This is a genomic window from Mesorhizobium sp. WSM4845 (genome assembly GCF_055811455.1).
In genome coordinates, this window is record NZ_JBVVQA010000026.1 from 78,449 (window position 1) to 100,692 (window position 22,244).

General features: G+C 61.7%; 24 protein-coding genes. 10 read left to right on the top strand and 14 right to left on the bottom strand.

Features of this window, described 5'->3' with window-relative positions:
• Positions 1 to 106: 106 nt before the first annotated feature.
• Positions 107 to 1,273, bottom strand: coding sequence for an OpgC family protein (locus AC0L2C_RS25325; protein ID WP_473524689.1), 1,167 nt, complete (start codon positions 1,271 to 1,273; stop codon positions 107 to 109).
• Between the two features lie 352 nt (positions 1,274 to 1,625).
• Between AC0L2C_RS25325 and AC0L2C_RS25330 the strand changes: the two genes are divergently transcribed.
• The 4 genes from AC0L2C_RS25330 to AC0L2C_RS25345 all read left to right on the top strand — a co-directional run bounded on the left by AC0L2C_RS25330 (position 1,626) and on the right by AC0L2C_RS25345 (position 4,091).
• On the top strand, positions 1,626 to 2,144 hold the full coding sequence (locus AC0L2C_RS25330; protein WP_023799217.1) for a sigma-70 family RNA polymerase sigma factor: 519 nt from the start codon (positions 1,626 to 1,628) through the stop codon (positions 2,142 to 2,144).
• Between the two features lie 8 nt (positions 2,145 to 2,152).
• Positions 2,153 to 2,926: an anti-sigma factor family protein gene (locus AC0L2C_RS25335; RefSeq protein WP_473524699.1), complete on the top strand. Its 774-nt coding sequence runs from the start codon at positions 2,153 to 2,155 to the stop codon at positions 2,924 to 2,926.
• A 21-nt stretch (positions 2,927 to 2,947) separates the two neighbouring features.
• Positions 2,948 to 3,664 (top strand): Bax inhibitor-1/YccA family protein, encoded by a 717-nt coding sequence (locus AC0L2C_RS25340; protein ID WP_091591079.1) that lies wholly within the window; start codon positions 2,948 to 2,950, stop codon positions 3,662 to 3,664.
• A gap of 115 nt (positions 3,665 to 3,779) precedes the next feature.
• Positions 3,780 to 4,091, top strand: coding sequence for a hypothetical protein (locus tag AC0L2C_RS25345; RefSeq protein WP_473524690.1), 312 nt, complete (start codon positions 3,780 to 3,782; stop codon positions 4,089 to 4,091).
• A 455-nt stretch (positions 4,092 to 4,546) separates the two neighbouring features.
• On the opposite strand, the gene AC0L2C_RS25350 is transcribed toward AC0L2C_RS25345, so the two are convergent.
• Positions 4,547 to 5,494: a homocysteine S-methyltransferase family protein gene (locus AC0L2C_RS25350; protein ID WP_473524691.1), complete on the bottom strand. Its 948-nt coding sequence runs from the start codon at positions 5,492 to 5,494 to the stop codon at positions 4,547 to 4,549.
• A gap of 243 nt (positions 5,495 to 5,737) precedes the next feature.
• Here AC0L2C_RS25350 and AC0L2C_RS25355 point away from each other — a divergent pair, with 243 nt between their 5' ends.
• Positions 5,738 to 6,391, top strand: coding sequence for a TetR/AcrR family transcriptional regulator (locus tag AC0L2C_RS25355; RefSeq protein WP_287346941.1), 654 nt, complete (start codon positions 5,738 to 5,740; stop codon positions 6,389 to 6,391).
• Here AC0L2C_RS25355 and AC0L2C_RS25360 read toward each other — a convergent pair.
• The 8 genes from AC0L2C_RS25360 to AC0L2C_RS25395 form a co-directional block, all read right to left on the bottom strand.
• Complete coding sequence (locus AC0L2C_RS25360; RefSeq protein WP_473524692.1) at positions 6,357 to 6,872, bottom strand: YbaK/EbsC family protein; 516 nt, start codon at positions 6,870 to 6,872, stop codon at positions 6,357 to 6,359. The two genes, AC0L2C_RS25355 and AC0L2C_RS25360, sit on opposite strands and share 35 nt — an antisense overlap.
• A gap of 83 nt (positions 6,873 to 6,955) precedes the next feature.
• A complete protein-coding gene (locus tag AC0L2C_RS25365) occupies positions 6,956 to 7,774 on the bottom strand; it encodes an MBL fold metallo-hydrolase (RefSeq protein ID WP_473524693.1) in 819 nt (272 codons plus the stop codon).
• A gap of 3 nt (positions 7,775 to 7,777) precedes the next feature.
• Positions 7,778 to 8,572, bottom strand: a complete 795-nt coding sequence (locus tag AC0L2C_RS25370) for a TatD family hydrolase (RefSeq protein ID WP_473524694.1) — start codon at positions 8,570 to 8,572, stop codon at positions 7,778 to 7,780.
• Positions 8,572 to 10,125 (bottom strand): methionine--tRNA ligase, encoded by a 1,554-nt coding sequence (gene metG / locus AC0L2C_RS25375; RefSeq protein ID WP_473524695.1) that lies wholly within the window; start codon positions 10,123 to 10,125, stop codon positions 8,572 to 8,574. The genes AC0L2C_RS25370 and metG overlap by 1 nt, the downstream gene beginning before the upstream one ends.
• Positions 10,126 to 10,205: 80 nt before the next feature.
• Positions 10,206 to 11,261, bottom strand: a complete 1,056-nt coding sequence (locus tag AC0L2C_RS25380; RefSeq protein WP_473524696.1) for a DNA polymerase III subunit delta' — start codon at positions 11,259 to 11,261, stop codon at positions 10,206 to 10,208.
• Positions 11,258 to 11,929: a dTMP kinase gene (gene tmk, locus AC0L2C_RS25385; RefSeq protein WP_128187412.1), complete on the bottom strand. Its 672-nt coding sequence runs from the start codon at positions 11,927 to 11,929 to the stop codon at positions 11,258 to 11,260. Before tmk ends, AC0L2C_RS25380 begins: the two co-directional genes overlap by 4 nt.
• A 64-nt stretch (positions 11,930 to 11,993) precedes the next feature.
• The gene (locus tag AC0L2C_RS25390; protein ID WP_473524697.1) at positions 11,994 to 13,160 is read right to left on the bottom strand and encodes a D-alanyl-D-alanine carboxypeptidase family protein; all 1,167 of its coding nucleotides are present in this window, start codon (positions 13,158 to 13,160) and stop codon (positions 11,994 to 11,996) included.
• A gap of 107 nt (positions 13,161 to 13,267) precedes the next feature.
• On the bottom strand, positions 13,268 to 14,491 hold the full coding sequence (locus AC0L2C_RS25395) for a septal ring lytic transglycosylase RlpA family protein (protein ID WP_473524698.1): 1,224 nt from the start codon (positions 14,489 to 14,491) through the stop codon (positions 13,268 to 13,270).
• A 745-nt stretch (positions 14,492 to 15,236) separates the two neighbouring features.
• Between AC0L2C_RS25395 and AC0L2C_RS25400 the strand changes: the two genes are divergently transcribed.
• Positions 15,237 to 15,668 (top strand): hypothetical protein, encoded by a 432-nt coding sequence (locus AC0L2C_RS25400; RefSeq protein WP_128248162.1) that lies wholly within the window; start codon positions 15,237 to 15,239, stop codon positions 15,666 to 15,668.
• A gap of 18 nt (positions 15,669 to 15,686) precedes the next feature.
• Here the strand turns inward: AC0L2C_RS25400 and AC0L2C_RS25405 are convergent, their stop codons facing one another.
• From AC0L2C_RS25405 to AC0L2C_RS25415, 3 genes are all read right to left on the bottom strand, one after another.
• Complete coding sequence (locus tag AC0L2C_RS25405; protein ID WP_128248163.1) at positions 15,687 to 16,001, bottom strand: hypothetical protein; 315 nt, start codon at positions 15,999 to 16,001, stop codon at positions 15,687 to 15,689.
• A 485-nt stretch (positions 16,002 to 16,486) separates the two neighbouring features.
• Entirely contained in the window at positions 16,487 to 17,239 is a 753-nt protein-coding gene (locus AC0L2C_RS25410) for an ATP-dependent DNA ligase (protein WP_473524700.1), read from the bottom strand.
• A gap of 36 nt (positions 17,240 to 17,275) precedes the next feature.
• Positions 17,276 to 17,698 carry a low affinity iron permease family protein gene (locus tag AC0L2C_RS25415; protein ID WP_128248508.1) on the bottom strand — a complete coding sequence of 141 codons (423 nt, stop codon included), beginning with the start codon at positions 17,696 to 17,698 and terminating at the stop codon, positions 17,276 to 17,278.
• A gap of 198 nt (positions 17,699 to 17,896) precedes the next feature.
• On the opposite strand from AC0L2C_RS25415, the gene AC0L2C_RS25420 reads away from it, so the two are divergent.
• From AC0L2C_RS25420 to AC0L2C_RS25435, 4 genes are all read left to right on the top strand, one after another.
• On the top strand, positions 17,897 to 18,379 hold the full coding sequence (locus tag AC0L2C_RS25420; RefSeq protein ID WP_287240868.1) for a pyridoxamine 5'-phosphate oxidase family protein: 483 nt from the start codon (positions 17,897 to 17,899) through the stop codon (positions 18,377 to 18,379).
• Between the two features lie 640 nt (positions 18,380 to 19,019).
• On the top strand, positions 19,020 to 19,928 hold the full coding sequence (locus AC0L2C_RS25425) for an MFS transporter (protein WP_287240869.1): 909 nt from the start codon (positions 19,020 to 19,022) through the stop codon (positions 19,926 to 19,928).
• A gap of 61 nt (positions 19,929 to 19,989) precedes the next feature.
• Complete coding sequence (locus AC0L2C_RS25430; protein WP_287240870.1) at positions 19,990 to 20,139, top strand: hypothetical protein; 150 nt, start codon at positions 19,990 to 19,992, stop codon at positions 20,137 to 20,139.
• 908 nt (positions 20,140 to 21,047) lie between these two features.
• The gene (locus tag AC0L2C_RS25435) at positions 21,048 to 21,344 is read left to right on the top strand and encodes a hypothetical protein (protein WP_128248512.1); all 297 of its coding nucleotides are present in this window, start codon (positions 21,048 to 21,050) and stop codon (positions 21,342 to 21,344) included.
• A gap of 451 nt (positions 21,345 to 21,795) precedes the next feature.
• On the opposite strand, the gene AC0L2C_RS25440 is transcribed toward AC0L2C_RS25435, so the two are convergent.
• Complete coding sequence (locus tag AC0L2C_RS25440; RefSeq protein WP_288142346.1) at positions 21,796 to 21,921, bottom strand: hypothetical protein; 126 nt, start codon at positions 21,919 to 21,921, stop codon at positions 21,796 to 21,798.
• Positions 21,922 to 22,244 lie beyond the last annotated feature (323 nt).

Sequence of the window (22,244 nt, forward strand, 5' to 3'; positions counted from 1 at the left end):
GAAAACCGCCAACCGGGAGACTGGACACAGGAATCCAAAGCGTGGCCTGGAGGCGAGGCTCGCACCGGCGAAAGGCCTTGATCGCACGGCGCGTCGCGCCGTTCCATCATGCCGGTTTGAGAGCAGCAGACGGCAAGGCGGCTCCAGATTGCCGCTTCTTGCCGCCCCAACCGATCCGCGGCAACCATTCGAGGTAGTAGGCGAACCCGAACTGCAGCGCGATGCCTGTCGAGATCAGGATCGCGTCGTCGAGGAGGCCGCCCGGGCTGACGACCTTCATGACCTGCGCGATCATGGCGAGGATCGTTCCGGCGATGAAGACCGGCAGCGAATGCTTGCCGAGAACCGCGAGCGGGTGTCCGGGCCTCGTCTTCGCCAGGTTGGAAAGCGCCGGGATTGCCACGATCAGATAGGCGATCGCCAGAATGTGCATGAGGCGCGACAGCGACAGGAACGTCTTGTCGAAGCCAGTCAGCACGGTAGGCAGGCCGGAGGCCGTCTCGATGCCCCAAAGCGGCAGCCGCACCCAAATCAGCGCGCCGACCAGATACAGGACGGCCGCGCTCGCCATCATCCAGTTGAAGCGGATTTCGCCGCCGCGCTTGATATGCAGCATGCCGGCGATGCCGATGACGAAAAGAAACTGCCAGGAGAGCGGGTTCAGGAACCAGAAGCCGTCGCCGGGAAAATTCGAAGGCGCGATCTGGAAAATGCCGGCGATGAGCCAGAGGAGAGCGGACGCAGCAAGCATCAGGCGCAGGCTGAAAGTGCCGATCCACAGGAAAAGCGGCATCATCAGAAGTACGACGGCATACATGGAAAGAATGTTGTTATAGCCGATCTGATGCCCGAGCGCCGCGATGCCGAGCAGCGCTTCCGGCGTGTCCTCGATGATCATCTGGATGTTGATCAGCTTCAAAAGATCGGGCCGCGAGAAATGCAATGCAGCCGCCGAGAAGATCGCCAGCGTCGCGACAGTGGTCATGACGTGGGTGACATAGAGGACACCGGCACGCCGCCAGGCCTTCAGGGTGATGAGCAACCGATTCCCCGGCTGGAACTTCAGTCCGTAGGCGAGCCCAACGGCAATCCCCGAAATCAGCACGAAGGCTTCGGCCGAATCGGAAAAGCCGAAATTCTTGTGCGTGACATACTCGAAGATCGTCCCCGGCACGTGGTTGACGAAGATCGTCAGCAGCGCCAGCGCGCGGAAGACATCGATGCGGGTATCCCGCTGGGCTGGCACATTGCCTGTCATGTCGGGGCTTGTCATGTCGGGTCGATAATTCGTTGAACAAAAGCGGGCCCAAAGGGCCGTCGGCGAAGGAAGATTCGGCGGTGAATGTTTCCTGCCTATAACTCGCAAGTGCCCCGAAAAAGATGACAGTTTCGCGATTTTTCGCGTCACAAATTAATTCAGGGATAAACATCGAAATCCCCGGTGGCGCTAAAACCGCGCGGCGAATTGAGGCGGCTGCGGGGAGGGCCGCTCGTTCCCGGACAAGGAAAGCCGTACGCGCGCTGGTGGCGTTGTACCGGTTGTGCCTGACATTCCGGATCGCAAAAAACTCAAAGAGCGGGATTAAAAACCTGCCATGCTCCGTAAACAGGACGTGAGAGGGTCGATGCCACGCTTCGATATCGTAGGACAGCTTGGTTCTCTGCGGCGCTACGCGCGTTCGCTGACGCGCGACGGCGCAGAAGCAGAGGATCTGGTGCATGACGCGCTGGTGCGTGCCTATGAGCGGCGCGGCACCTTTCGATCCGGCGGAAACCTGCGCGCATGGCTGCTGTCGATCGTCCACAATGCTTTCATTGACGGCCTGCGGTCCCGCAAATCCGAAGCGGCGCGCGTCGAGCAGGCCGGGTATCTTGCCGACGCCAGTATGCAGGCACCCCAGGAGCATTCCGTCCGCCTGGCACAGGTGCGCGAAGCTTTTTTCAAATTGCCGGATGAGCAGCGTTCGGCGCTGCATCTCGTCGCCATCGAGGGACTTACCTACAGCCAGGCGGCCGAGGCCAGCGGCGTGCCGCTGGGAACGCTGATGTCGCGCATCGGCAGGGCGCGCGCAGCGCTCCGCGAGATGGAGGACAAATTGCCGGCACATGCGAAAAGCCACCTCAAGATCGTGGGAGGCCCGTGATGTCCATGATGAGCGAACTGCGCGACCCGGTGACCGATGCCGACCTCGACGCCTATGTCGACGACCAGCTGGACGTTGCCCGCCGCATTGAGGTCGAGGCGTTTCTGTCCGCCCGTCCGGAGGCTGCCGCCCGCGTGATGTCCGACCTCAGGACGCGCGACGAACTGCGCCTGGCGCTTGCCGGATGCAAGGGCATGGCGCGGCTGGCGACGGCTGATGCGGCACGGCGGCTGGAACGGGGACTGGCTCGAGGGCGCGCCTTGCGCACGTTGCAGCGGGCTGCGGCGGTCGCAGTCCTGGTGGCTGCGGGCTGGCTGGCCAACGGGATCGTCGGGCCGATATCGGTGACGAAAGTCGTCGCCTCGACCCAGCCGCCTATCTATCTGGAAGAGGCGATCCGGGCACACAGGACGACGATCCTGCGCGAGGCGATGTCATCCCAGCCCGAAGCGCCGGATTACGATGCGGACGAAATCCGCGCCGCCACGGCAATCGTCATGCCGTCGCTGCCGAAGGACTGGAAGGTCCGTGACGTCCAGATCTATCCATCGCAGTTCGGCCCGAGCGTCGAGATGGCTGTCGAAACAAGAGACCTGGGACTGGTCTCGCTGTTCGCGATCAGGCCCGGAACGTTCGACGTGGTCCAGCCGACCGTCGCCCCGTCGGGCGAAATTTCCTCGGCCTATTTCCAGATCGGCGAAGTTGCTTACGCAGTCGTCGCCCGAAGCGGTGTCCGCGATCTCGATCGCACCGCAGAAACGCTCGCCAACACGCTTTACTGACCTTCACAAAGGAGAACCCGCATGAACACCCCCAATCTAGGATACCGCACCGGCGTCGGAGCCCAAACCGGCGCCGTCTATGACGAAGGCCTGCGCCAGCACATGCTGCGCGTCTACAACTACATGGGCGTTGGCCTCGTCGTTACCGGCGTGATCGCCTTCGTCGTGGCTTCCACGCCAGCCCTCTACGTGCCGATCTTTTCCACTCCGTTGAAGTGGGTGGTGATGCTGGCACCGCTCGCCTTCGTGCTTTTGTTCTCGTTCCGGATGCAGACGATGTCCGCGGCCGGCGCTCAGGCGATGTTCTGGGCATTCTGTGCGGTCATGGGCCTGTCGCTGGCGTCCGTGTTCCTGGTGTTCACCGGGACCAGCATCGCGCGCACCTTCTTCATCGCCGCCACCATGTTCGGCGCGACCAGCCTTTACGGCTACACGACCAAACGCGACCTGACCCAGTTCTCGTCCTTCCTGATCATGGGTCTGATCGGCGTGGTGATCGCCAGCATCGTCAACATCTTCCTCGGCTCGACCGCGCTCCAGTTCGCCATCTCGGTGATCGGCATCGCTGTGTTCATCGGCCTCACCGCCTGGGATACCCAGACGATCAAGGAGCAGTTTGCTGAAAACTTCGGTGCGGAATCGCAGCAGAAGCTCGCCGTCTTCGGTGCATTCTCGCTCTATCTGAATTTTATCAACATCTTCCAGCTGCTGTTGAACTTCACCGGCGAGCGCGAATAGCCGCGTCAAATCCATGCATGTCGCGGCAGCGGTTTTGGAGCAGCGACATGCGTGAACAGCGACTTGAGGCGCTTCGCGAAAATCTCTCGCAACGCGGCGCGCCTGGATATCGGAGTTGCTTGCCATGGACAGGAACGATCAGCAGGCGATCGGCACTCTTTTCGAGAAACTTGCCAACGTCGAGCGGCAGACGCCGCCGCGCGACGCCGAAGCGGAACGCTTCATCAACGATCAGATTGCCCGGCAGCCCGGCGCCCCATTACTACATGGCGCCAGGGAGGGTAGGAGGCACGGCAATCGAGGAAAAGGTCGGGCTGATACGGACCTGTCGCTGGGTGGCTGCATCGCGCGAAGCTGGCTGGTAGGAGACCGGGCATCCATGGTGGCGATACGCTTGCGATCCAGCCGACGAAGCAAGCCGCTGTGACCACTGTGTCTTCGAGGTGCCCAAGGCGAACTCTGCCAACCTGAGGAGCTGCACGTCAGAAGTGCCCGCCGGCGCGAAGATGTGGTGCGCATCCCGCAGCAATCTTTCGATGGGCCGGTCGGCGAACAATCCACAGGCGGCATGCACCTCCATGGCATTGCGGGCGTCGACAGCGACGCCGGGCGCGTCGCCAGCACTCGATCTTCCGACGTGAATCCAAATCGATCTGGGATAGGTGCGTTTCACGAGTGACTCCTTGCTATGCGATAAGACGTTGATCGCTGCAATGTCGCACTTCAAGATAGAACCCGCTTCCACCCATCAGAAAGTCGCATAAGATAGATTATGGAACTGATAGCGTTGCTTTTCGGCCCAACCGCAGTTCCTTGTTTCCTTGGAACCAGCGGAACTGCGGTTGGTAGTGCATTGCGCGTCTCCTGCGACGCACCCAAGTCCTACGCCGCTTGCGGCACGCAGGCCTCGCAGATCGCCGCGATGTGCCGATGGTCGGTGCCGCAGCAGCCGCCCAGGATACGCATCGTCGGAAACGAAGCTGTCAGCCTGCTGTAGCGCCGCCCGAGATCGTCCGGGTCGCCCGCGTCGAGCGTTTCCGATTCGTCCAGTTCGGCATGGCTTTTGGTTGACGCGTTCGCCTTCACGCCATAGACGCGATCGAGCCAGCGCTCGCCCTTGTTCAGCGCCTGCATGAAATGCGTCGGATGGGCGCAGTTGATCATATAGTAGGCCGGCGCACCGTCTGTCGCGTCATCGACCCTGTCGATCGCCTCGCCGAGCGTCGTGCCGGTCACCAGCTTGCCGTCCGTCTCCACCGTGAACGAGATCATGCACGGCATATCATGCGCCTTGGCCGCCCGCGCCACGCCGATTGCCTCGTGGAAATTGGTGAGCGTATAGGCCGCAACCATGTCGGCCTCGGTCCGCGCGAAACTCTCGATCTGCGCCGCGTGATAGGCTTCCGCCTCGCTGGCGTCCATCTTGCCGGCTTTGTAGCCGTCGCCGCGCGGCCCGATCGCGCCGCTGATGACGCAAGGCGTTTCGGTGGTCTCGAACTCTTGGCGCAGGTCGAGAAGAAGCTCGATCGAGGCCTCGTTGACGGCGCGTAGCGCTTCCGGCCCGTAGCCGAGCAACGCTCCCCAATCCGGGTTGGCCCGCCACGTCGGCGTGTCGAGGATGAAGCCGGTTCCGCTTCTGCGCGCAATGGTCAGATAACGGACGTAATATTCCCTCAGCTTCTGCCGGCCTTCAGGCGTTGCCATCAGCGTGAATGAAGCAAAGTGCGGAAGGTCGAGGCCGTCGTGAAAGATGAAAGTCGTTTCCATGCCGCCATCGCTCAGGAATGTTCTGTTGGCGAGTTGCGGCAGATTCTGGCGGTACTTGGCCATGTTTGTCTCCAGTGGTAAGATGACACCATGCCGCCCTGATGGCGGCCGGCTCGGAATAGCCAAGTTTTAGCAGCACGTGCCGCCAGTGCGGTAGAAGGCTTGTGGTCCGGTACTCCACCGAAGCGGAAACCGCAGCAATTACAGACGGATAGCCGCGCTGGGCCGGTCGTATTGCTGTCGGTGCCGACGTTGCCGGGTGTAAAAACCATACCGCCGGTACAGTAGATCTAGGGGCATTCGGTCATGCGCAAGGGTGCGGAAACGCGCGAACGCATTCTGGAGATCGCCGAGGCCTCGGTGCTCGCCAAGGGGTTCGGCGCGACGTCCATCGAGGAGGTGATCGCCGAAGCCGGCATCACCAAGAGCGGCTTCTTCTATCACTTCAAGGACAAGAACGAACTCGCCCGCGCCTTGATGCTGCGCTACGTCGAGGAGAACGACCGCATCTTCGACGATGTGTTTCACCGCGGCCGGCAATTGTCCGATGATCCGTTGCAGTCGTTCCTGATCACGCTCAAGCTGCTTGCCGAGCTGATGGGTGACTTGCCGAACGGCCACCCCGGCTGCCTGATCGCGACATTCACCTATCAGGAGCGCCTCTTCGACCGTACCGTTCGCGACATCGCCGCCGCCGCCGTCCGCTCCTGGAACGGGCGGTTTCGCGATGCGCTGAACGAGATCGCGGCCGTTTACCCTGCCCGCAAGGGCATGGACCTCGACGACGTCGCCATCATGTTCTCCTGTGTGATCGACGGCGGCATCATCATGTCGCGGGGGCTCGGCGACCCGCGTGTCCTCGAACGCCAGATCCTCGCCTTCCGCAACGTCATAAAGATGTTGTTCGCGCCGGCGGCGCCCGAAATCATGCAGCCGCCCACCGCCATCGCCGCCGAATAGAGTGCTCCGGTCGCACGTTGCGGCGCGCCGAGGTCCCATTGCCCGGCTGTTCGCCGCGCTGCGATATCCAGCGTGTTCGATTCAGACTGCCAGCGTCGCCACGACAGCCTGCGCTGCCTGGACCATCGCCTGTGGCTCGGCGGCGAACACCGCGTCGTGCGCGCCGGCCGCAGCCCACACGCTTGAAACCGAGCAGCGTTTCGTCGGCGAACGCCGGGATTGCAATCAGATGGCCGATCGGCGCCACGCCGCCGATGGCAAAGCCGGTCTCGTCGCGGATCTGCCGCGGATCGGCGCGCTTCAGCGGCTCGCCAGCCAGTGCGGCAGCCCTGGCCAGATCGAGCTGATTGGAGCCGGAAACCAGGAAGAGAAACAGCTTTCCGCTGGTTTCTCCCTGGAACACCAGGGACTTGACGATCTGGGCGACTGTGCAGCCGCATTGCGCGGCGGCTTGCTCGGCGGTGCGTGTCGATGCGCCCATGCGCCTGATTTCGATGTCGAGGCCGGCATCGGCGCTGCCCTGGTCACACGATCAATGCTTCCAGCCATGAAGAACCAAACCTATCATGATGATTCAAAAGGGATTTCTATCGCCATGCCGTCATAGGCCGGGTCGACGTCGGCCGGCGTCTCGGCCATCACCGCAGCGTAGTCGAGCGGCACATGCATGTGCGTCAGAACGGCCTTTTGCGGCGCCAGTTTTTCGATCCAGCCGAGTGCCTGGCGGAGCGACAGATGGCTCGGATGCGGCCTGTATTGCAGCGCGTCGATGACCAGCACGTCCAGGTCGCGCAGTCGTTCGGCGGTGGCGTCGGGGAAATCACTGACATCGGGGCAATAGGCGAGGCCGCCGATGCGAAAACCAAGCGATATGATGTCGCCATGGATCTGCGGCAGCGGCTCGAGGGTGAGGGCACCCCCCTCGCCTTCGACCACCACCGGCCTGGCATGGTCGATGATATGAGGCTCGACGATAGGCGGATAGGAACTGCCTGGCGGTGTTTCAAAACAGTAGGCGAACGCTTCCCGTAACCGCAGCATGGTCGGCTGGTCGGCGTGGATATCGATCCGATGACGCTGCTCGAGCACGAAGCCGCGCAAATCGTCGATACCGTGGATATGGTCGGCATGCGGATGCGTATAGACGACCGCATCGATGCGCCTGACCGCCGCCAGCAGCATCTGCGCGCGAAAGTCCGGCCCGGTATCGATGACGACTGTGGTCCTGTCGCCGTTTGCCGCGATCCGCTCGATGAGCGCTGCGGTGCGCATGCGCCGGTTCCTCGGATTGGCCGGATCGCAGTTGCCCCAGTCGCCGGTGATGCGCGGCGTGCCCGGCGATGAGCCGCAGCCGAGAATGGTGAGGCGCAGCCGGTCGCTCATGCGTCAGGCGCTCAGCGCGGTCGGGCGCGGCATCTTGCTGAACAGCCGGAAGAAATTGTCGGTGGTAATGGCAGCAATGTCGGCCTCGCTGACGCCGATCGTTTCGGCCACCACCTTGGCCGTATGCGCGACATAGGCAGGCTCGTTGCGCTTGCCGCGAAACGGGATCGGCGCCAGGTACGGCGCGTCGGTTTCGACCAGCAGGCGGTCGTGTGGCACATCGGCGGCGATGGCGCGCAGCTCGGCCGAATTCTTGAAAGTCACGATGCCGGAAAAGGAAACATAGCCGCCGAGCGCCACGCCGATCTCGGCCAGCCTGCGCCCGGACGAAAAGCAGTGCAGGACGAAGGGGAAGGCCCCCTTCCCTGTTTCGTCCTCGAGGATATCAGCCATGTCGCTGTCGGCATTACGCGCATGGATGACCAGAGGCAGGCCCGTCTCGCGCGCTGCCGCGATGTGCGTGCGAAAGCCCTGCGCCTGCGCATCGCGCGGCGCATGATCGTAGAAATAGTCGAGCCCGGCCTCGCCGATCGCCACCACTTTGCGATGAGCGGACAGCCGGGCAAGCGCCTCGACAGTCACGTCCAGCTCCTCGGCGGCGTTGTGCGGATGGGTGCCGACAGAGCAATAGACTTCGTCGAAAGATTCTGCGATCTCAAGCACTTGTTGAAATTTTTTCACACGCGTCGAGATCGTCACCATGCGACCGATTCCAGCGGCCAAGGCGCGGGCGACGATGGCCGCCCGCTCCTCAGCGAAATCCGGAAAGTCGAGATGGCAGTGACTGTCGACCAACATCAGATGTTCGCGTCCGGCTGCTCGACGTAACGCGGAAACACGCCCTCCGGCGCGGGCAAGGCAACCCCCGATACCAGCGCATGGTCCGCGTGGACATGCGCGAAATCGCGGCTGTCCGCCGGTACGGCCAGCAGGTCGAGCAGCTTGGCGGCCGATCCCGGAATGAAGGGCTGGCACAGCAGCGCCACGCGTCGGACGACTTCCGCGGTCGTCCACAGCACCGTTTCCATGCGCTCCGGATCGGTCTTTCTGAGCGCCCAGGGTTCCTGCGAGGCGAAGTAGCGATCGGCCTCCGCCACGACGCCAAAAATCGCCGCCAGCGCTAGATGGATGCCCTGCTCCGCCATCATCTTGCGTGCAGTAGCAAGCGCCTCCACCGTCTGGTCGAGGATCGCCCTGTCGGCCTCCGCCAACTCGCTGCGTTTCGGCACTACGCCGCCGCAGTTCTTGGCGATCATCGACAGCGAGCGCTGCGCCAGATTGCCAAGGCCGTTGGCGAGGTCGGCATTGGTGCGGTTGACGATGGCGTCGTGGCTGTAGCTGCCGTCCTGGCCGAACGGCACTTCGCGCATGAAGAAATAGCGCACCTGGTCGAGACCGTAATGCTCGATCATCGCGAACGGATCGACGACATTGCCGACCGACTTCGACATTTTCTCGCCGCGGTTGAACAGAAAGCCATGCGCGAACACGCGCTTCGGCAGCTCGATCCCCGCCGACAGCAGGAAGGCCGGCCAGTAGACGGCATGGAAGCGGACGATGTCCTTGCCGATGACGTGGACGTTCGCCGGCCAGAAGGACCATCTGTCATCGGCCGCATCCGGATAACCGGCAGCCGTGATGTAGTTGGTCAATGCATCGACCCAGACATACATCACATGCTTGTTGTCGCCCGGCACCGGCACGCCCCATTTGAACGTGGTGCGCGAGATCGACAGGTCCTTCAGCCCGGATTTGACGAAGCTGACGATTTCGTTGCGCCGCTCCGCCGGTCCGACAAATTCGGGGCTGCTCTCATAGAGCGCGAGCAACCTGTCCTGATAGGCGGAAAGGCGGAAGAAATAGCTCTCTTCCTCGGTCCACTCGACGGGCGAGCCGAGCGGTTCGCGACGCACGCCGTCGTCGCCGACCTTGGTTTCGGCCTCGTCGAAATAGGCTTCCTGCCGCACCGAATACCAGCCGCTATAGCGGTCGAGATAAATGTCGCCATTTTCCGCCATGCGTGTCCAGATCGCCTGGCAGGCCTTGTAGTGGCGCTCCTCGGTGGTGCGGATGAAAATATCGTTCGAACAGCCGGTCGCTTCAAGCATCGAGCGGAAGATCGCCGAATTGCGATCGGCAAGCGCTTTCGGCGTCAGGCCTTCGGCGTCCGCCGTCTGCTGCATCTTCAAACCGTGCTCGTCGGTTCCCGAGACGAAGAAGACGTCCTTGCCGTCGAGCCGCTGAAAACGGGCCAGCGTGTCGCTGGCGATGACATTGTAGGCATGACCGATATGTGGCTTGCCGTTCGGATAGAAAATCGGCGTCGTGAGGTAGTATTTTTCGCGTGACATGAATGAACCGTCATGAATGTCTGAATGAAAGATGTCGGTGGATATCGCATCGAAACGGCGATTGCCATCCCGATGGGCCGTCACATTCGCATTGCAGAATTCAGGCGGTCGATCATGGTCAAGGCATGCTGCTTCTTGTCGAGATTGTAGGTGTCGGTTTCAGATATAGCGTTCAAAGCCTCGTGCCAAGTGTCTGACAGCGTTTTGGCCCGCGCCAGATCGCCCGCCAGCGCGGCCTGGCTTGCGCCGGTCGAGAGCAGGTCGAGCGCACGGCGATTGAAAATATCGAACTGGATCGCCCGGTCGCGCCCGGCGACCGCCTCGGCGAGGCGATAGGCGCCGGCAACATCGCTCTTTGCCGCTCTCGCCAGGGCGTCGAGCGTCTCGGCGATTTCCAGCCCGCCATACTGCGTCAACAGGATTGCGGTGCGGGCGCTGCCCCTTGCCCGCTTGGCCAGTGCCGCGCGCGCCGCGGGATCGTCCGGAGGCGGTGGTTCGACGCTTTCCAAAACCGTCATCAGGCTCTCGGCATCGAGCGGCGTCAGCCGCACCATCTGGCAGCGCGAGCGGATCGTCGGCAACAGGCTGCCCGGCGCATGGACGATGAGGATGAACAAGGTGCGTGCCGGTGGTTCTTCAAGATTCTTCAACAAGGCGTTGGCCGCATTGGTATTCATGTCGTCGGCGGGGTCGACGATCACCACCCGGTAGCTGCCGTCATGCGAGGTCAGCGACAGGAAACGGCTGACCTTGCGGATCTCGTCGACGGTGACGACCGTCTTGAAACTCTTGGTCTTGTCGTTCGGCGGGCGGGTCAGATGCAGCACCGAAGGATGCGCGCCGGTGGCGATCTGGCGAAACAGCGATGACGCCGGATCGGGAACGGCAAGCACCTCCGGCGCCTGTTCGAACGCGGGATGCTTCAACAGATGATGCGCCAGATGAAAGGCGAGCGTCGCCTTGCCGATGCCGACCGGCCCGACAAAGATCAGCGCATGCGGCAGCTTCCCGGAGCGATAGGCTGAGGCCAGCATGTTCGCTGCCTGGTCATGTCCGACCAGGCGCGGCGTCTCGGACGGCTCCGGTACGCCGTCGAGCGTGTCGTGCTGTTCTGGTGCGATCCGTTCGAAAATCATCCCGGCGCCTGCTTCCTGTGCCTCGGCGTCATCGTCTCCAAGGCCGCGAACACGGCGCCGGCGATGACATTCTCCACCGTGTCGGGGTCGGCGGACGCGTCGATGACGATGCAGCGCTCGGGTTCTGCCGCGGCGATCGCCAGAAAGGCTTCGCGGCGGCGCTGGTGGATATCGAGCGTTTCCTTTTCGAAGCGGTCGGCGCCGGCATCGGTGCCCCGCCGTGCAGTGGCGCGCCGCAGTCCTTCGGCCGGGTCGATATCGAAGATCAGCGTCATGTCGGGCACCATGCCGTTGATGGCGACCTTTTCCAGCGCGTCCATGAAGGCTGGATCGAGGCCGCCGGTGACGCCCTGGTAGACGCGCGAGGAGTCCATGAAGCGATCACAAAGCACGATCGAGCCGCGCTCGACCGCCGGCCGGATGACCTGCTCGACATGGTCGGAACGCGCGGCGGCGAACAGCAGCGCCTCCATCCTGGGACCGAATGGCTCGGCAGCGCCGGAGAGCAGCACATGCCGGACCGCCTCGGCGCCTGGCGAGCCGCCCGGCTCACGCGTGACAAGGACATCGTATTGCTTGGCGCGCATCTTGCTGGCCAGCCGCTCGATCTGCGTCGACTTGCCTGCCCCCTCTCCGCCTTCGAAAGTGATGAAGAATCCGTGCGCCAAAGCCTGTGTCCATGCTGCGGGACCGTAATAGTCCTGACTTGAGAAAAGGTCCACGCCGCGGCTGCTAACGCAGCCAGCCGACCGCCAGTTCCTTGGCGGCATCGAGCGCGCGTTGCGGCAGCGAGCCGACGCCAACCGGCTCGGCGGCGAACAGCGGCGTCTCCTGGCTCAGCGTGTCACCGATCCAGACCCGCAGCGCACCCACCGGCTGTCCCTCCTCCACGGGGGCCGCAACCGGTCCCTCATAGACGATCCTGGCGATCAGCTTGTCGCGGTTGGCGATCGGCAGGAAGATGACCACGGGCGCTTTGGCCTTCAGCGCCACGCCGGATTTCGCACCGCCGAAAACCTGGGCCTCGCCGACCACCTCGTCCTTGGCGAAAATCTGGGTTTTCTCAAAGGAACGAAGGCCCCAGTCGAGCAGCTTTCGCGCTTCTTCGGCGCGCTCGCGGTCGCTTTCCAGGCCGCTCATCGCCGCAATGACCCGCCTGCCACTGTGGCTGACCGAGCCGACGATGCCGAAGCCGGATGCATCGCTCCTGCCCATCGCCAGGCCGTCGGCGCCGATATCCATCGCCAGCAGCGGGTTACGGTTCCTCTGGGTGATCTTGTTCCAGGTGAAGTCCTTCTGGCCGTAGTAGCGATAAAGGTCCGGGTACTCGCGCCAGATATGCAGGGCAAGGAGCGCAAGCTCTCGAACCGTCGTTTGCTGACCATCGGCCGGCAGTCCGGTTGCATTGACGAATGTCGATTTCTCGAGGCCAATCTGCCTTGCTCGCTCGGTCATCTCAGTCGCGAAATTCGCCTCCGACCCGGCAAACCCTTCTGCGATGATGATGCAGCCGTCATTGGCTGCCTGGACCGTCACGCCCTGGATCAGGTCTTGAAGCCGGATCGTCGATTTGAGTTGGGCAAACATCGTCGACGTTCCGGATGGCGCGCCGCCGGTGCGCCATGCGTTCTCACTCACCACGTATGTGTCGTCGAGCGTTACGCGCCCCGATTTGATGGCGTTGAACACCACCTCCATCGTCATCAGCTTGGCCAGCGACGCCGGCTGAATCGGCCTGTCGGCATCCTTGGAAAACAGCACCGTTCCGGTTTCGGCATCGATCATGAAGGCCTGCGCGGCCTTGGTTTCGAAAAGCTGCGCCGCGGCCGGAGCCAGCGAAAGCAGCAGGAGGCCAAAACCCAGAAGCCCGGCGAGAGGCGCGGCGAAGCGAAATTTCATGAGAAGTTCGACCTGTCAGCCGGTAGTTCCGGGCAAGCTCTATCAGGCTTTGTCCCGGCCGAGCAACCGCGCGATGGAGAACTGGCCAAAACTTCAGATTTTGCCGGTCAATTCCGAACCACGAGCGCGTCCGGCGCGCCATGCGACCATGCCGCCTGCAGCATCTCGTCCAGGCTGCCATGGCCGTCCGGGTAGAGATTGACCGAATACCAGTCCTTGCCCTCGAACTCGGAGCGCTGGATTTCGGTCTTGCCAAAGCCGGAAAGTTGGGTTGCCACCTGCTGCGCCTCGGCGGCATCCTCGAACGAGCCCGCCGCGATATAGTCCGTGGGCAAAGCGGCCGTAGGAACTTGCCGCTTCCACGATTGCAGGATTTCGGCGGGCCCGGCGCCATCCAGCGCGGCAAAGACAGTGGAGGCGCGCTGCACGCGTTCGTTGGCGTAAGACAGCGTCGCTACCCTGAACGGCGATTGCGGCGGCAGATTGATCTGCGGCCGTTCCGGTACGATCGGCCCGAAATCGGGCAGCGTCACACTGCCAGCGGCCGACGTCTGCGCTGCCACGACAGGCTGTGCTGATGCGGAATTCGTCAACTGGCCGGGAAGGGCAGCAGCGGCGGCCAACGCCGTGCTCGGCGATGGTCCATTCATGGCGATCATGACGCCGGTGGGCAGGCCGTCCGACGGATCCGGCACTCTGTTGCCTGGATTATAGGAGGCCATCAGATACTGTTCGTCATTGCCGTGAAGCGGCGCCCGTCCGACATATTCGACCTTCACCTTGGCCGTGCCGATATTGGCGTAGTCGAGCATTTCGGCGGCCCGCTTCGACACATCGATGATGCGCCCGTCATGGTAAGGACCGCGATCGTTGACGCGCACGACGACCGAGCTGCCGGTCTTCAGATTGGTGACGCGCGCATAGCTCGGCAGCGGCATTGTCGGATGCGCGCCGGTCAGATGTGTCATGTCGTAGACTTCGCCGTTGGCGGTCAGCCTGCCGTGGAAGGCTTCGCCATACCAGGAGGCGAGGCCCTTCTTGGCGTACTGCTTGTCTTCCTTCGGATAATACCACTTGCCGCGCACTTGATAGGGCTTGCCGAGCTGATCGCGTCCGCCGCCACGCTGCAGGCCCGACATCTTGAAGGTAACGCGCGGGCTAGCTTTTACGCCATATTCGGATTCGGAAAAATATTCCTTGGAGCGAGGCTTCTTGTTGACCATTGCCTTCGGCTGTGGCGGCGCCGCGCAAGCCGCCAGCAAGGCAGCCGACAGGGCACACAACGCGAAAGCGGAAGCGCGACGAAGACGCGGGCGCGTCGTGCTTGGCATTTTTCGATTGTCCCCTCTCAACAAAGGCGCCGCGACTTGACCGTCGGCCGGGCCAAAACCTACCCGACAATGCCAGCGCCGCCTTGATTCCCAATCCCTTGTGCACAGGAATTGTTTATCACCGTATTAACCGATTATGGTCGGAACCGGGCGAGATTGTGGCACAAGCCGTCCCGGCGATCGCTGTGAGAAATCACAGCGTATCGAGCTTTGGCGCAGCGCTGCTCGTCCTGCTCAAGCCCCGCCGTCAAGCGCCCGTGCCCTGCCCCTGGCAGGAACCGGCAACAGCCGGTTGACAGGACTTCGTTGGGCGCACTAGAGCAATGAAGCGCGAACGATCTCCGAGGCGCGCCCACAGGGTACGCGTTGCGATCAGGACGAGCATCCAGGTGGTTGAAAAATCACGATGGAGGGATGGCCGAGCGGTTTAAGGCACCGGTCTTGAAATTCGGTGCCAGCCATACCGAGCCATATCGCAGCGTCCCTGCAAAGCCTTCTCTAGCAAGGGTTTGAAGACTCGCCAGCGCCGTTTGTGCCACGTCGTCCCGTCCGATACCGTAGCGTTGCGTTGCAAAAAGCGTAGCAGCACGTTCTTAGCCTGTTCCCCAAAGGACGAAGCCGCCACCATGAGGCAGCGGGCTAACCGGGAATATCGCGTTGAGACGTCAGGGGCGCCTCTTGCGGGGGCGAAGCTTTTGAAGTTCAGTGTGTGGAGGGGGAACCACAATGCGCAAACGCTTTCTACTTGCAGCCCGCCGCTGTGATTGCCGGCTGTCAGACAGGTCCGGCGCCGATCATCTTCAAGCCGGGCGTGGATCTGAATTCGACCGTCGTAGCGCTTGACCAATGCAAGATCGACTCCTTCAAAGAGATTCCGCAGTCGCTCGCGACGGATGTTCGCCCTGGATACAACAACCCAGGCACAATCCAGTGCAACACCTATGGAACGATGGTGACGTGCAACCGAATCGGCGCCGTGAATATCCCGGCCTCTTCGACAACCTATGACGTTAATGGCGAATTGCGCGACCGATATATAGTTCGCTGCCTCCAGTCCAACGGCTTCACCGTCAAGATGGATGGCCGAGCCTGCGTGACAGAAGCTGAGACGAAAAAGGCGCTTGCAGATCGGGCCGCGGGACAGTTTCCGCAATGCGCCGTCAAAGCAGGGCCCTAAGCACAAGACGAGCTACGCTCAAATCGTCGAGCGCGCCTTGCAGCAAGCGGCGCCGGCCACTTTCAGCCCTTTCGTTCGAAGGTTGGCTTCCAGTCGCGATTGCGCGCCCGCTGCTGTGAAGAACACTTGCCGGCGGTCACGGCCAGCAGCCTTGCAATTTGAGCAGACAAAGAGCCCGACCAGGTCGTCATGCATCGAGCCGTGGTCACGCCCGAGCCTGTCAATCAGCGCCTGGATGTCGAGCTTCGTCGATTTGCAGCACATCGGGTGCGCACAATTGACATAGATGGTTTCGCGGGCGGCCAGGGTGTCGGCGAGGGTTTTTTGAGGCATGGCGATCTCCGTAAAAGGGGTTCGCCGCAATGGAGATTATATTCCTAAAATTTGATGTCGCTGGCAAGCGGGTTGGAGCGCGAGGAAGCTTGCCGACCCTCGCTTCTCGGCCTCGCTGATAGCGTCTCGAGTCTTCAGCGATGCCGCCCGGCTAACTGGCCCGGCGTCATAGCGGACATGAGGCGTTCGCTGACCCACCCTCGAACTACGCCGCGGCCCCATCCAGGGCACCTGAACATTAGCAGCTTCTAACATTTTGTGGTATAACCGGCATCAAAATTTGCTCTATCACATCAAGCGGGGGCACCATGATCGACCTGCCACCGGGCATCGAGCCAGCCGACTACGCCCGCCTCCTCATGGACAAGCAGACCCCAAGAGCGACGACAAGTGGGGTCCAGCTGGCCGCCTCGACCTCGGTGGCGGCGAGCACTACTTCTTTGGATGAGGCGTCGACATGAAGACGCTAGTCGTCGCGGCCATTCTCATCGTCTGCATCCTCGTGCTGGATAACATTCGAGGATCGCGGACCGAGTGCTACACCCAGGGGAACCTCCAGATCGGAGGCGTTCAGCAGCCGTGGGTATGCGTGGGGCCGGATGGAGTGGCGTATGGGCCATGAATAGAGGGAGACACACGTCGTCGTCTTCAATCGTCGTCCAGAAATCCTGCAGTGAGGCGTGCCGAAGGTCTTCCTCGCCTCTGAGGTGCTTTACGCGGGCTTTGATCCCCGGCTTAACCCACTGCGTTGCCGGCCGCTTTGGCATGTCCTTGGGCGGTGGCCCGGCATGTTCCTGGACGCGCTTCCAAAGCCGCTTCCGCATCTCGCGATTGACGCTCACGAACGCACTGCCGACATATTTCCGGGTACCTGGGTCAGCCATCAGAGCAAACGCCGGCTTGCCCCTCTCGCGTTCAACTCCGAGAAGTTCAAACTCGCTTTCGGTGAAGGATTTTGTCTTCAGCCAATTTGTAGTCGGGCCGCTGCGATATTTGCTGTCTCGACGCTTCGATACCATCCCTTCCAGGCCTGCCGCGTCGATCAGATGATAGATCCCGTTGGCTTCGCCTGGCATCGTCTCGCTGAACTGGATGCGGCTGTCAGACCCTATAAGGCCGGCCAGGATTTCCCGCCTGTCCTCCAGCACCATGTCGCGCAAGTCGTGGCCGTTGAGATGCAGCAGATCGAACGCGACGAAATAGAGGTCGTGCTGGCGCCTGGTGATGGCCTTGCGCAGCGCGGCAAATCGCTCACCGGCATGTTGGCGGTGTGGTTAGCTGCGAGATCCTAGATTGCGGCTACGCTGCCTGCGCATTTTGTTGCGCTTAGCAGTCGCTGGCGTAACTCCCTCGTGCTCAGCTTCTTGATCAGCCGCCGCCGCTTCCAGTTCAAGCCGCGCCAAATGGGCTTTGATCTCCTCGGGCTCGGCATGCTCGAGCCCGACGACATTGTTCCTCGTTTCCTTCAATGCGACAATGATCTCGTCGAGCTTCGCATGGATGGCAGCAGTGTCGCGATAGCCCTGAATCAGCACGACGCCGGTAATCACTATCGCAGCTACAGAAAGCGCATAGGTGATTACGTTTGTTAGCCCAAACGGAACCATCGCAGTGCAGGCTATCATCGCGGCGATCAGCACATAGAAGCCGGGCGGGCGGGACAGAAAGTCGGCTATCACGAAGAGAAATCGGTTCATGCGAATCCCCGTACGATGTGATCCGATTGGGGCCGCATTTCGGGTGCTCGTCAATGGCACCCTCTTTTTGTTGGCCTACTGCCCATGTTGGTCCTCGGGCCGTCCCGATCTGGGGCCGGCGGAACTCCTTATATTCCAGGTACGCGCTTGGAACCACGGCAGACACGCGGCGTTTGGCGTTCTCACAGGAGACAAGCCATGCCCGACAACGATGAGGAATTCAAAAGCAAGTTTTGGGATTCGATCCGTTCCGACATGACGGCAATGATCGGCGTCCCGAGCGTCCACCCTCGACCGATGACAGCGCAGTTCGATGGTGACCGCAACGTCATCTATTTCTTCACAGCGAAGGACACCGACCTGGCCGAGGCCGTTGCATCTGCAAAGGAAGCGACACTGGTCTACTCCTCCAAGGGACACGACCTGTTCGCCACCGTCGAAGGCAAACTGAGGATCGACGATGATCGGGAAGTCATCGACCGATTGTGGAATCGCTTCGTCGCCGCATGGTTCGAAGGAGGCAAGGAAGATCCGAAGCTGTGCTTGCTCAGGTTCGATCCTGCGGACGCCGAAATCTGGAAAGATGCATCCAGTATCGTCGCCGGGGTGAAACTTTTCCTCGGGATGGGCGACCCGAAAGCGGACTACAGGGACAGCGTGGCACAGGTTCGCATGAAGTAACCGGCCCTCTATACTGGACCCAGGCAGTGCCCTTTCGACCGTGCTGAAGAGCGCGTCCCTGCCATAGCGCCTGATGAGGGCGGGCGCCTTGACCTCCGCATGGTGCGAGCAATTTCTGCACCAGGCCCGTAACATGTGCCATTTGCGGAGATCGCTCAGCGATACGTCCAGCCCGGCATGTATGCTGCCCTCTACGATGGTCTGCGGCGCCCGGATGGCGGTTTGCCAGGCCGCTTGGCTGACAAATGAGTCCGGCGATCGACAGATGGTCTCGACAAGCGCCTTCTCCTCGCGGTCCCAAACCTCGATCCGGAAATTGTCCTCCGCTGTTGTTGCCATGGCTCGAGTCGCGCCTCGAGCGATAGCGCGTTATCGCCTCGCCGTCGCCTGCGATCGTTGCCCTGACCTCGTCACAGCTCATGCTGGTCGAGTTGTAACGAGAAATCGCCTGCGCCTCGAACGAGACCAGCAACGGGCATAGGATAATCAATGTGCGTTTCATGATCATCTCCGCACGGCAATTCGGAACATTTCTCTCTCCCTGCGGTTGGAGAGTCGAGGGCGGTCAGCCCCAGCAATGAAGGCCATCATCGCAGCGCTGGTTCCCCAGGAGCTTGCCGCAATAACAAGGACAACAGTGATGAGCGACGCAATTCCCAACCCCCGCCAAGAAGAAAATTTGGCTTACTCGACCGCAAGTGATGATGCTCACGCGATCCTTCTGAACAAAGTCAGTTGGGGCGCCATTCTCGCCGGAGTGGTTGTGGCTCTCGTGACGCAAGTCCTGCTGACGATGCTGGGTGCTGGTGTCGGCATCGCGACGCTCGATCCCGGGACCGGTGACAATCCCGAGGCATCGACGTTTTCAATTGTAGCCGGTATCTGGTACGTCCTGTCTGGCATTGTTGCTGCGTTCGTCGGCGGCTACATCGCTGCTCGGATGTCCGGCAAGACGCCCCCCACCACGGGCGCGCTCCATGGGCTGACAACCTGGGCACTCACAACCTTGCTGGTGCTATATTTCCTCACCAGCACAGTCGGCATTATTGTTGGCGGAGCTTTTAGCGGTATCGCAAGCGCCGTCGGCGGCTTGGGCGAGACCGTAGCGCAAACCGCGGAACCAATTGTGGCAGAGGCTAATCCTCTGGAAGCCATTGAGGCTCAGGTGCGCTCGACCGGTACGGACCCGGAGGCGCTTAACAATGCGGCCATCAGTGCGATGCGTGCGCTCGTCATGGGCAACGAGGCGGATGTCAATTCAGCCCGTCAAAACGCAGCACAAGCACTGGCGACGGCACGTGGTATCCCTCTCGAACAAGCCACGGAACAGGTGACGCAGATGGAACAGCAATATCGCCAAGCCGTCGAGCAGGCGAAGCAACAAGCGGCGGAAGCCGCAGATACCGCTGCTTCGATCGCATCGACCGGCGCGCTTCTGGCATTCGTCTCCCTTGTGCTTGGCGCGATTGCTGGCTGGTTTGGCGGCCGTTCCGGGGTGGTTCACCCAGTCTTTGCAGACCGTCTCATACCTTCGCGGCGCGGTTTGTAACGTAACGCGTCGCGCTCCATTGATGCTTAGAAACGTCTCCGGCGTGCTGCTGGAGCCCGCAATGGATGACGCTCTCAACTTCATAGCGGCTGAAATGAAAATTGGCCGGTCGGAACTCATTCAGATCGTGCTGCGCGAATGGCTGGAAATCAACGCCTATCAGCCAGTTCGAACGATCGACGAGGGAATCGAAATAGACGGCAGCGCTTAGGACTTCCGTGATCCCTACCTACCCTCTGGTAGTTGTCGTGCGGCCGACCCCAATCCGCCAGGCCGGCACCCTACAGGCAATCCACCCCAACGCCCCCCCAGCGGCGCCGGCCTTCCCCGTGTCTGACGTTGCCAATCAGTAGTCTTCGGTAGTCTTCTTCATTTGCCCGGGGGGCGGCGGTATTGGCGTCCGTGTCCTGCTGACCGGGGGCGGCTTCCCCTACTTTAGGCGCGGCGCCCCGTGCCTGGCCGGCAACCGATTGAGAATGCAGCGCTTTTGAATTTTACTCCCCCCGTTCGCTCTATTTTAGACCCCCGAGACTGACGTTAAAAAAGCAGTAGCGTCGAAGCATGCCGAGCCATCAGAACGCCCTTAACACTTGATTTCATAAAGAAATGCCCGGTTAACTGGTGGATGCCTGCGCGCGGGGAGCCTTCTCCAGCCTAGGCAATATCAGGTGAGGCAAAACACTCACGTATTGCCGGCGGGGCTGGTGGGATCGATTTTCGTTCCCCGGCACAGTCAGATCGCTCCGTCCCGGCGTTGCGCCGCGTGCGGTCGGAACAAATGGGATCGAAGCCGGTTAACAATCGAAGGGACCGCAAACGAAGCGGTATGATGATGATTGATATTTTTAGCTTCGAATTGGCCAGTGCCAGGCTGCGCGTAAAACGAGCCGAGCGCTCGCTTAAGCATGCGAAGTTGGCGGACCATGGCTGCGTCGCCGTCAATCTCGCGTTGTGCGACCGCATACGGTCCGAGCAAAGACGCGTGAGCGAGGCGAGGGAACGCATGACGGTCCCCACCTCGCAACCAAGCCGCGGGGCCGTCCCCGCTAGAGCGAAGCGCGCTGTCTCGGAGATTACCAATCTGTTGACTAAGATCCCACCCGCTCCAGAATCCTATCCATGCCGCGGGAGATCAATATCGGCGACAAGGTGGCGATCATGGCCACGGTGGGCAAGCGTATCGAGGATCGCGTGACCCTGCATATCTGGACGGCAAATCAGTCCTATTCAACCATCGAACCGAAGGCCAAGCCAGGCGACAAGATCAGGCTTGAAGGCGAGGTCGTACACGTTGACGAGGAGTTGCGCCGCGTAACGGTGCAGGTGCTCGGGCGGATCACGGTCGATGCCAGTTCGGTCGAACTGGTGAAAAAAATCCGCCGACCGAAAGGCACAACGCCGCTGCCGGCCGACTAGGCAGCTTCGAGACTCTCGCCCGCAATAGCGGCATTCTCTCTTCGGGGGGATAAGGCGTGGGCAAAGGTCACCGTTATCAAGGCGCCAATCAGGCTGACCGCTGGCGAAGGCGCGCTGGCAGAAGAATGCCGGCACGGCGGCTGCCGCGACCGCTCTTGGGGCTGATGTTCCGTAGGTACGCTTGCCGCCACAATCACCCAATTCGTAATGCAGAGCACCGCAAGCCTTCAGGGCACGTAACGAATTGGACCGAGCCGCTGCCTGCTTCGATGGAAGGCCGCGCCTCCGTGATCGATGGTGACACGGTAGAGATTGCCGGCCAAAGGATTCGGTTCAGCGGCATCGACGCGCCTGAGAGCCGGCAATATTGCGATGACGCCAAAGGCTTCGATACCCCTGCGGGCGCCGCGCTGCCGCCGCGTTGGATACCTTCCTGTCCGCATCTAGGCCCCTACACTGTAACTTTGTCGACCGGGATCGCCACGGTCGGCTCGTCGGCGATTGTGCGCGTGCCGACGGTCGCGACGTCCAGCAGTGGCTTGTAGAGCAAGGTCTGGCACTCGACTGGCCGAAACATAGCAGCGGCGCCTATGCACCCGCGATGCGTTCGCGGCGCTGATCGCGGTCAGGTCATGACTCAGGCAACCTCGATCTCGCGGGCAGGACCTTCGCCACCGTTGACCGAATCCGGCGTTAACATTGCCGCTAATTGCCCGCCGTTGTCAGCGCGCGACGCTGCCGCTGCCTCCGACGCTGCCGCTGCCGTCAATGCTGCCGGTGGCGCTGCCGTCAATGCTGCCGCTGCCGTCAATGCTGCCGGTGGCGCTGCCGTCAATGCTGCCGGTGGCGCTGCCGTCAATGCTGCCGCTGCCGTCAATGCTGCCGGTGGCGCTGCCGTCA

Bases quoted from the DNA above. Each gene is read 5' to 3' on its own strand.
- AC0L2C_RS25325 (WP_473524689.1), bottom strand. From the start codon at position 1,273: ATGACAAGCCCCGACATGACAGGCAATGTGCCAGCCCAGCGGGATACC.
- AC0L2C_RS25330 (WP_023799217.1), top strand. From the start codon at position 1,626: ATGCCACGCTTCGATATCGTAGGACAGCTTGGTTCTCTGCGGCGCTAC.
- AC0L2C_RS25335 (WP_473524699.1), top strand. From the start codon at position 2,153: ATGAGCGAACTGCGCGACCCGGTGACCGATGCCGACCTCGACGCCTAT.
- AC0L2C_RS25340 (WP_091591079.1), top strand. From the start codon at position 2,948: ATGAACACCCCCAATCTAGGATACCGCACCGGCGTCGGAGCCCAAACC.
- AC0L2C_RS25350 (WP_473524691.1), bottom strand. From the start codon at position 5,494: ATGGCCAAGTACCGCCAGAATCTGCCGCAACTCGCCAACAGAACATTC.
- AC0L2C_RS25355 (WP_287346941.1), top strand. From the start codon at position 5,738: ATGCGCAAGGGTGCGGAAACGCGCGAACGCATTCTGGAGATCGCCGAG.
- AC0L2C_RS25360 (WP_473524692.1), bottom strand. From the start codon at position 6,872: ATGGGCGCATCGACACGCACCGCCGAGCAAGCCGCCGCGCAATGCGGC.
- AC0L2C_RS25365 (WP_473524693.1), bottom strand. From the start codon at position 7,774: ATGAGCGACCGGCTGCGCCTCACCATTCTCGGCTGCGGCTCATCGCCG.
- AC0L2C_RS25370 (WP_473524694.1), bottom strand. From the start codon at position 8,572: ATGTTGGTCGACAGTCACTGCCATCTCGACTTTCCGGATTTCGCTGAG.
- metG (WP_473524695.1), bottom strand. From the start codon at position 10,125: ATGTCACGCGAAAAATACTACCTCACGACGCCGATTTTCTATCCGAAC.
- AC0L2C_RS25380 (WP_473524696.1), bottom strand. From the start codon at position 11,261: ATGATTTTCGAACGGATCGCACCAGAACAGCACGACACGCTCGACGGC.
- AC0L2C_RS25390 (WP_473524697.1), bottom strand. From the start codon at position 13,160: ATGAAATTTCGCTTCGCCGCGCCTCTCGCCGGGCTTCTGGGTTTTGGC.
- AC0L2C_RS25395 (WP_473524698.1), bottom strand. From the start codon at position 14,491: ATGCCAAGCACGACGCGCCCGCGTCTTCGTCGCGCTTCCGCTTTCGCG.
- AC0L2C_RS25405 (WP_128248163.1), bottom strand. From the start codon at position 16,001: ATGCCTCAAAAAACCCTCGCCGACACCCTGGCCGCCCGCGAAACCATC.
- AC0L2C_RS25415 (WP_128248508.1), bottom strand. From the start codon at position 17,698: ATGAACCGATTTCTCTTCGTGATAGCCGACTTTCTGTCCCGCCCGCCC.
- AC0L2C_RS25420 (WP_287240868.1), top strand. From the start codon at position 17,897: ATGCCCGACAACGATGAGGAATTCAAAAGCAAGTTTTGGGATTCGATC.
- AC0L2C_RS25425 (WP_287240869.1), top strand. From the start codon at position 19,020: ATGAGCGACGCAATTCCCAACCCCCGCCAAGAAGAAAATTTGGCTTAC.
- AC0L2C_RS25430 (WP_287240870.1), top strand. From the start codon at position 19,990: ATGGATGACGCTCTCAACTTCATAGCGGCTGAAATGAAAATTGGCCGG.
- AC0L2C_RS25435 (WP_128248512.1), top strand. From the start codon at position 21,048: ATGCCGCGGGAGATCAATATCGGCGACAAGGTGGCGATCATGGCCACG.
- AC0L2C_RS25440 (WP_288142346.1), bottom strand. From the start codon at position 21,921: ATGTTTCGGCCAGTCGAGTGCCAGACCTTGCTCTACAAGCCACTGCTG.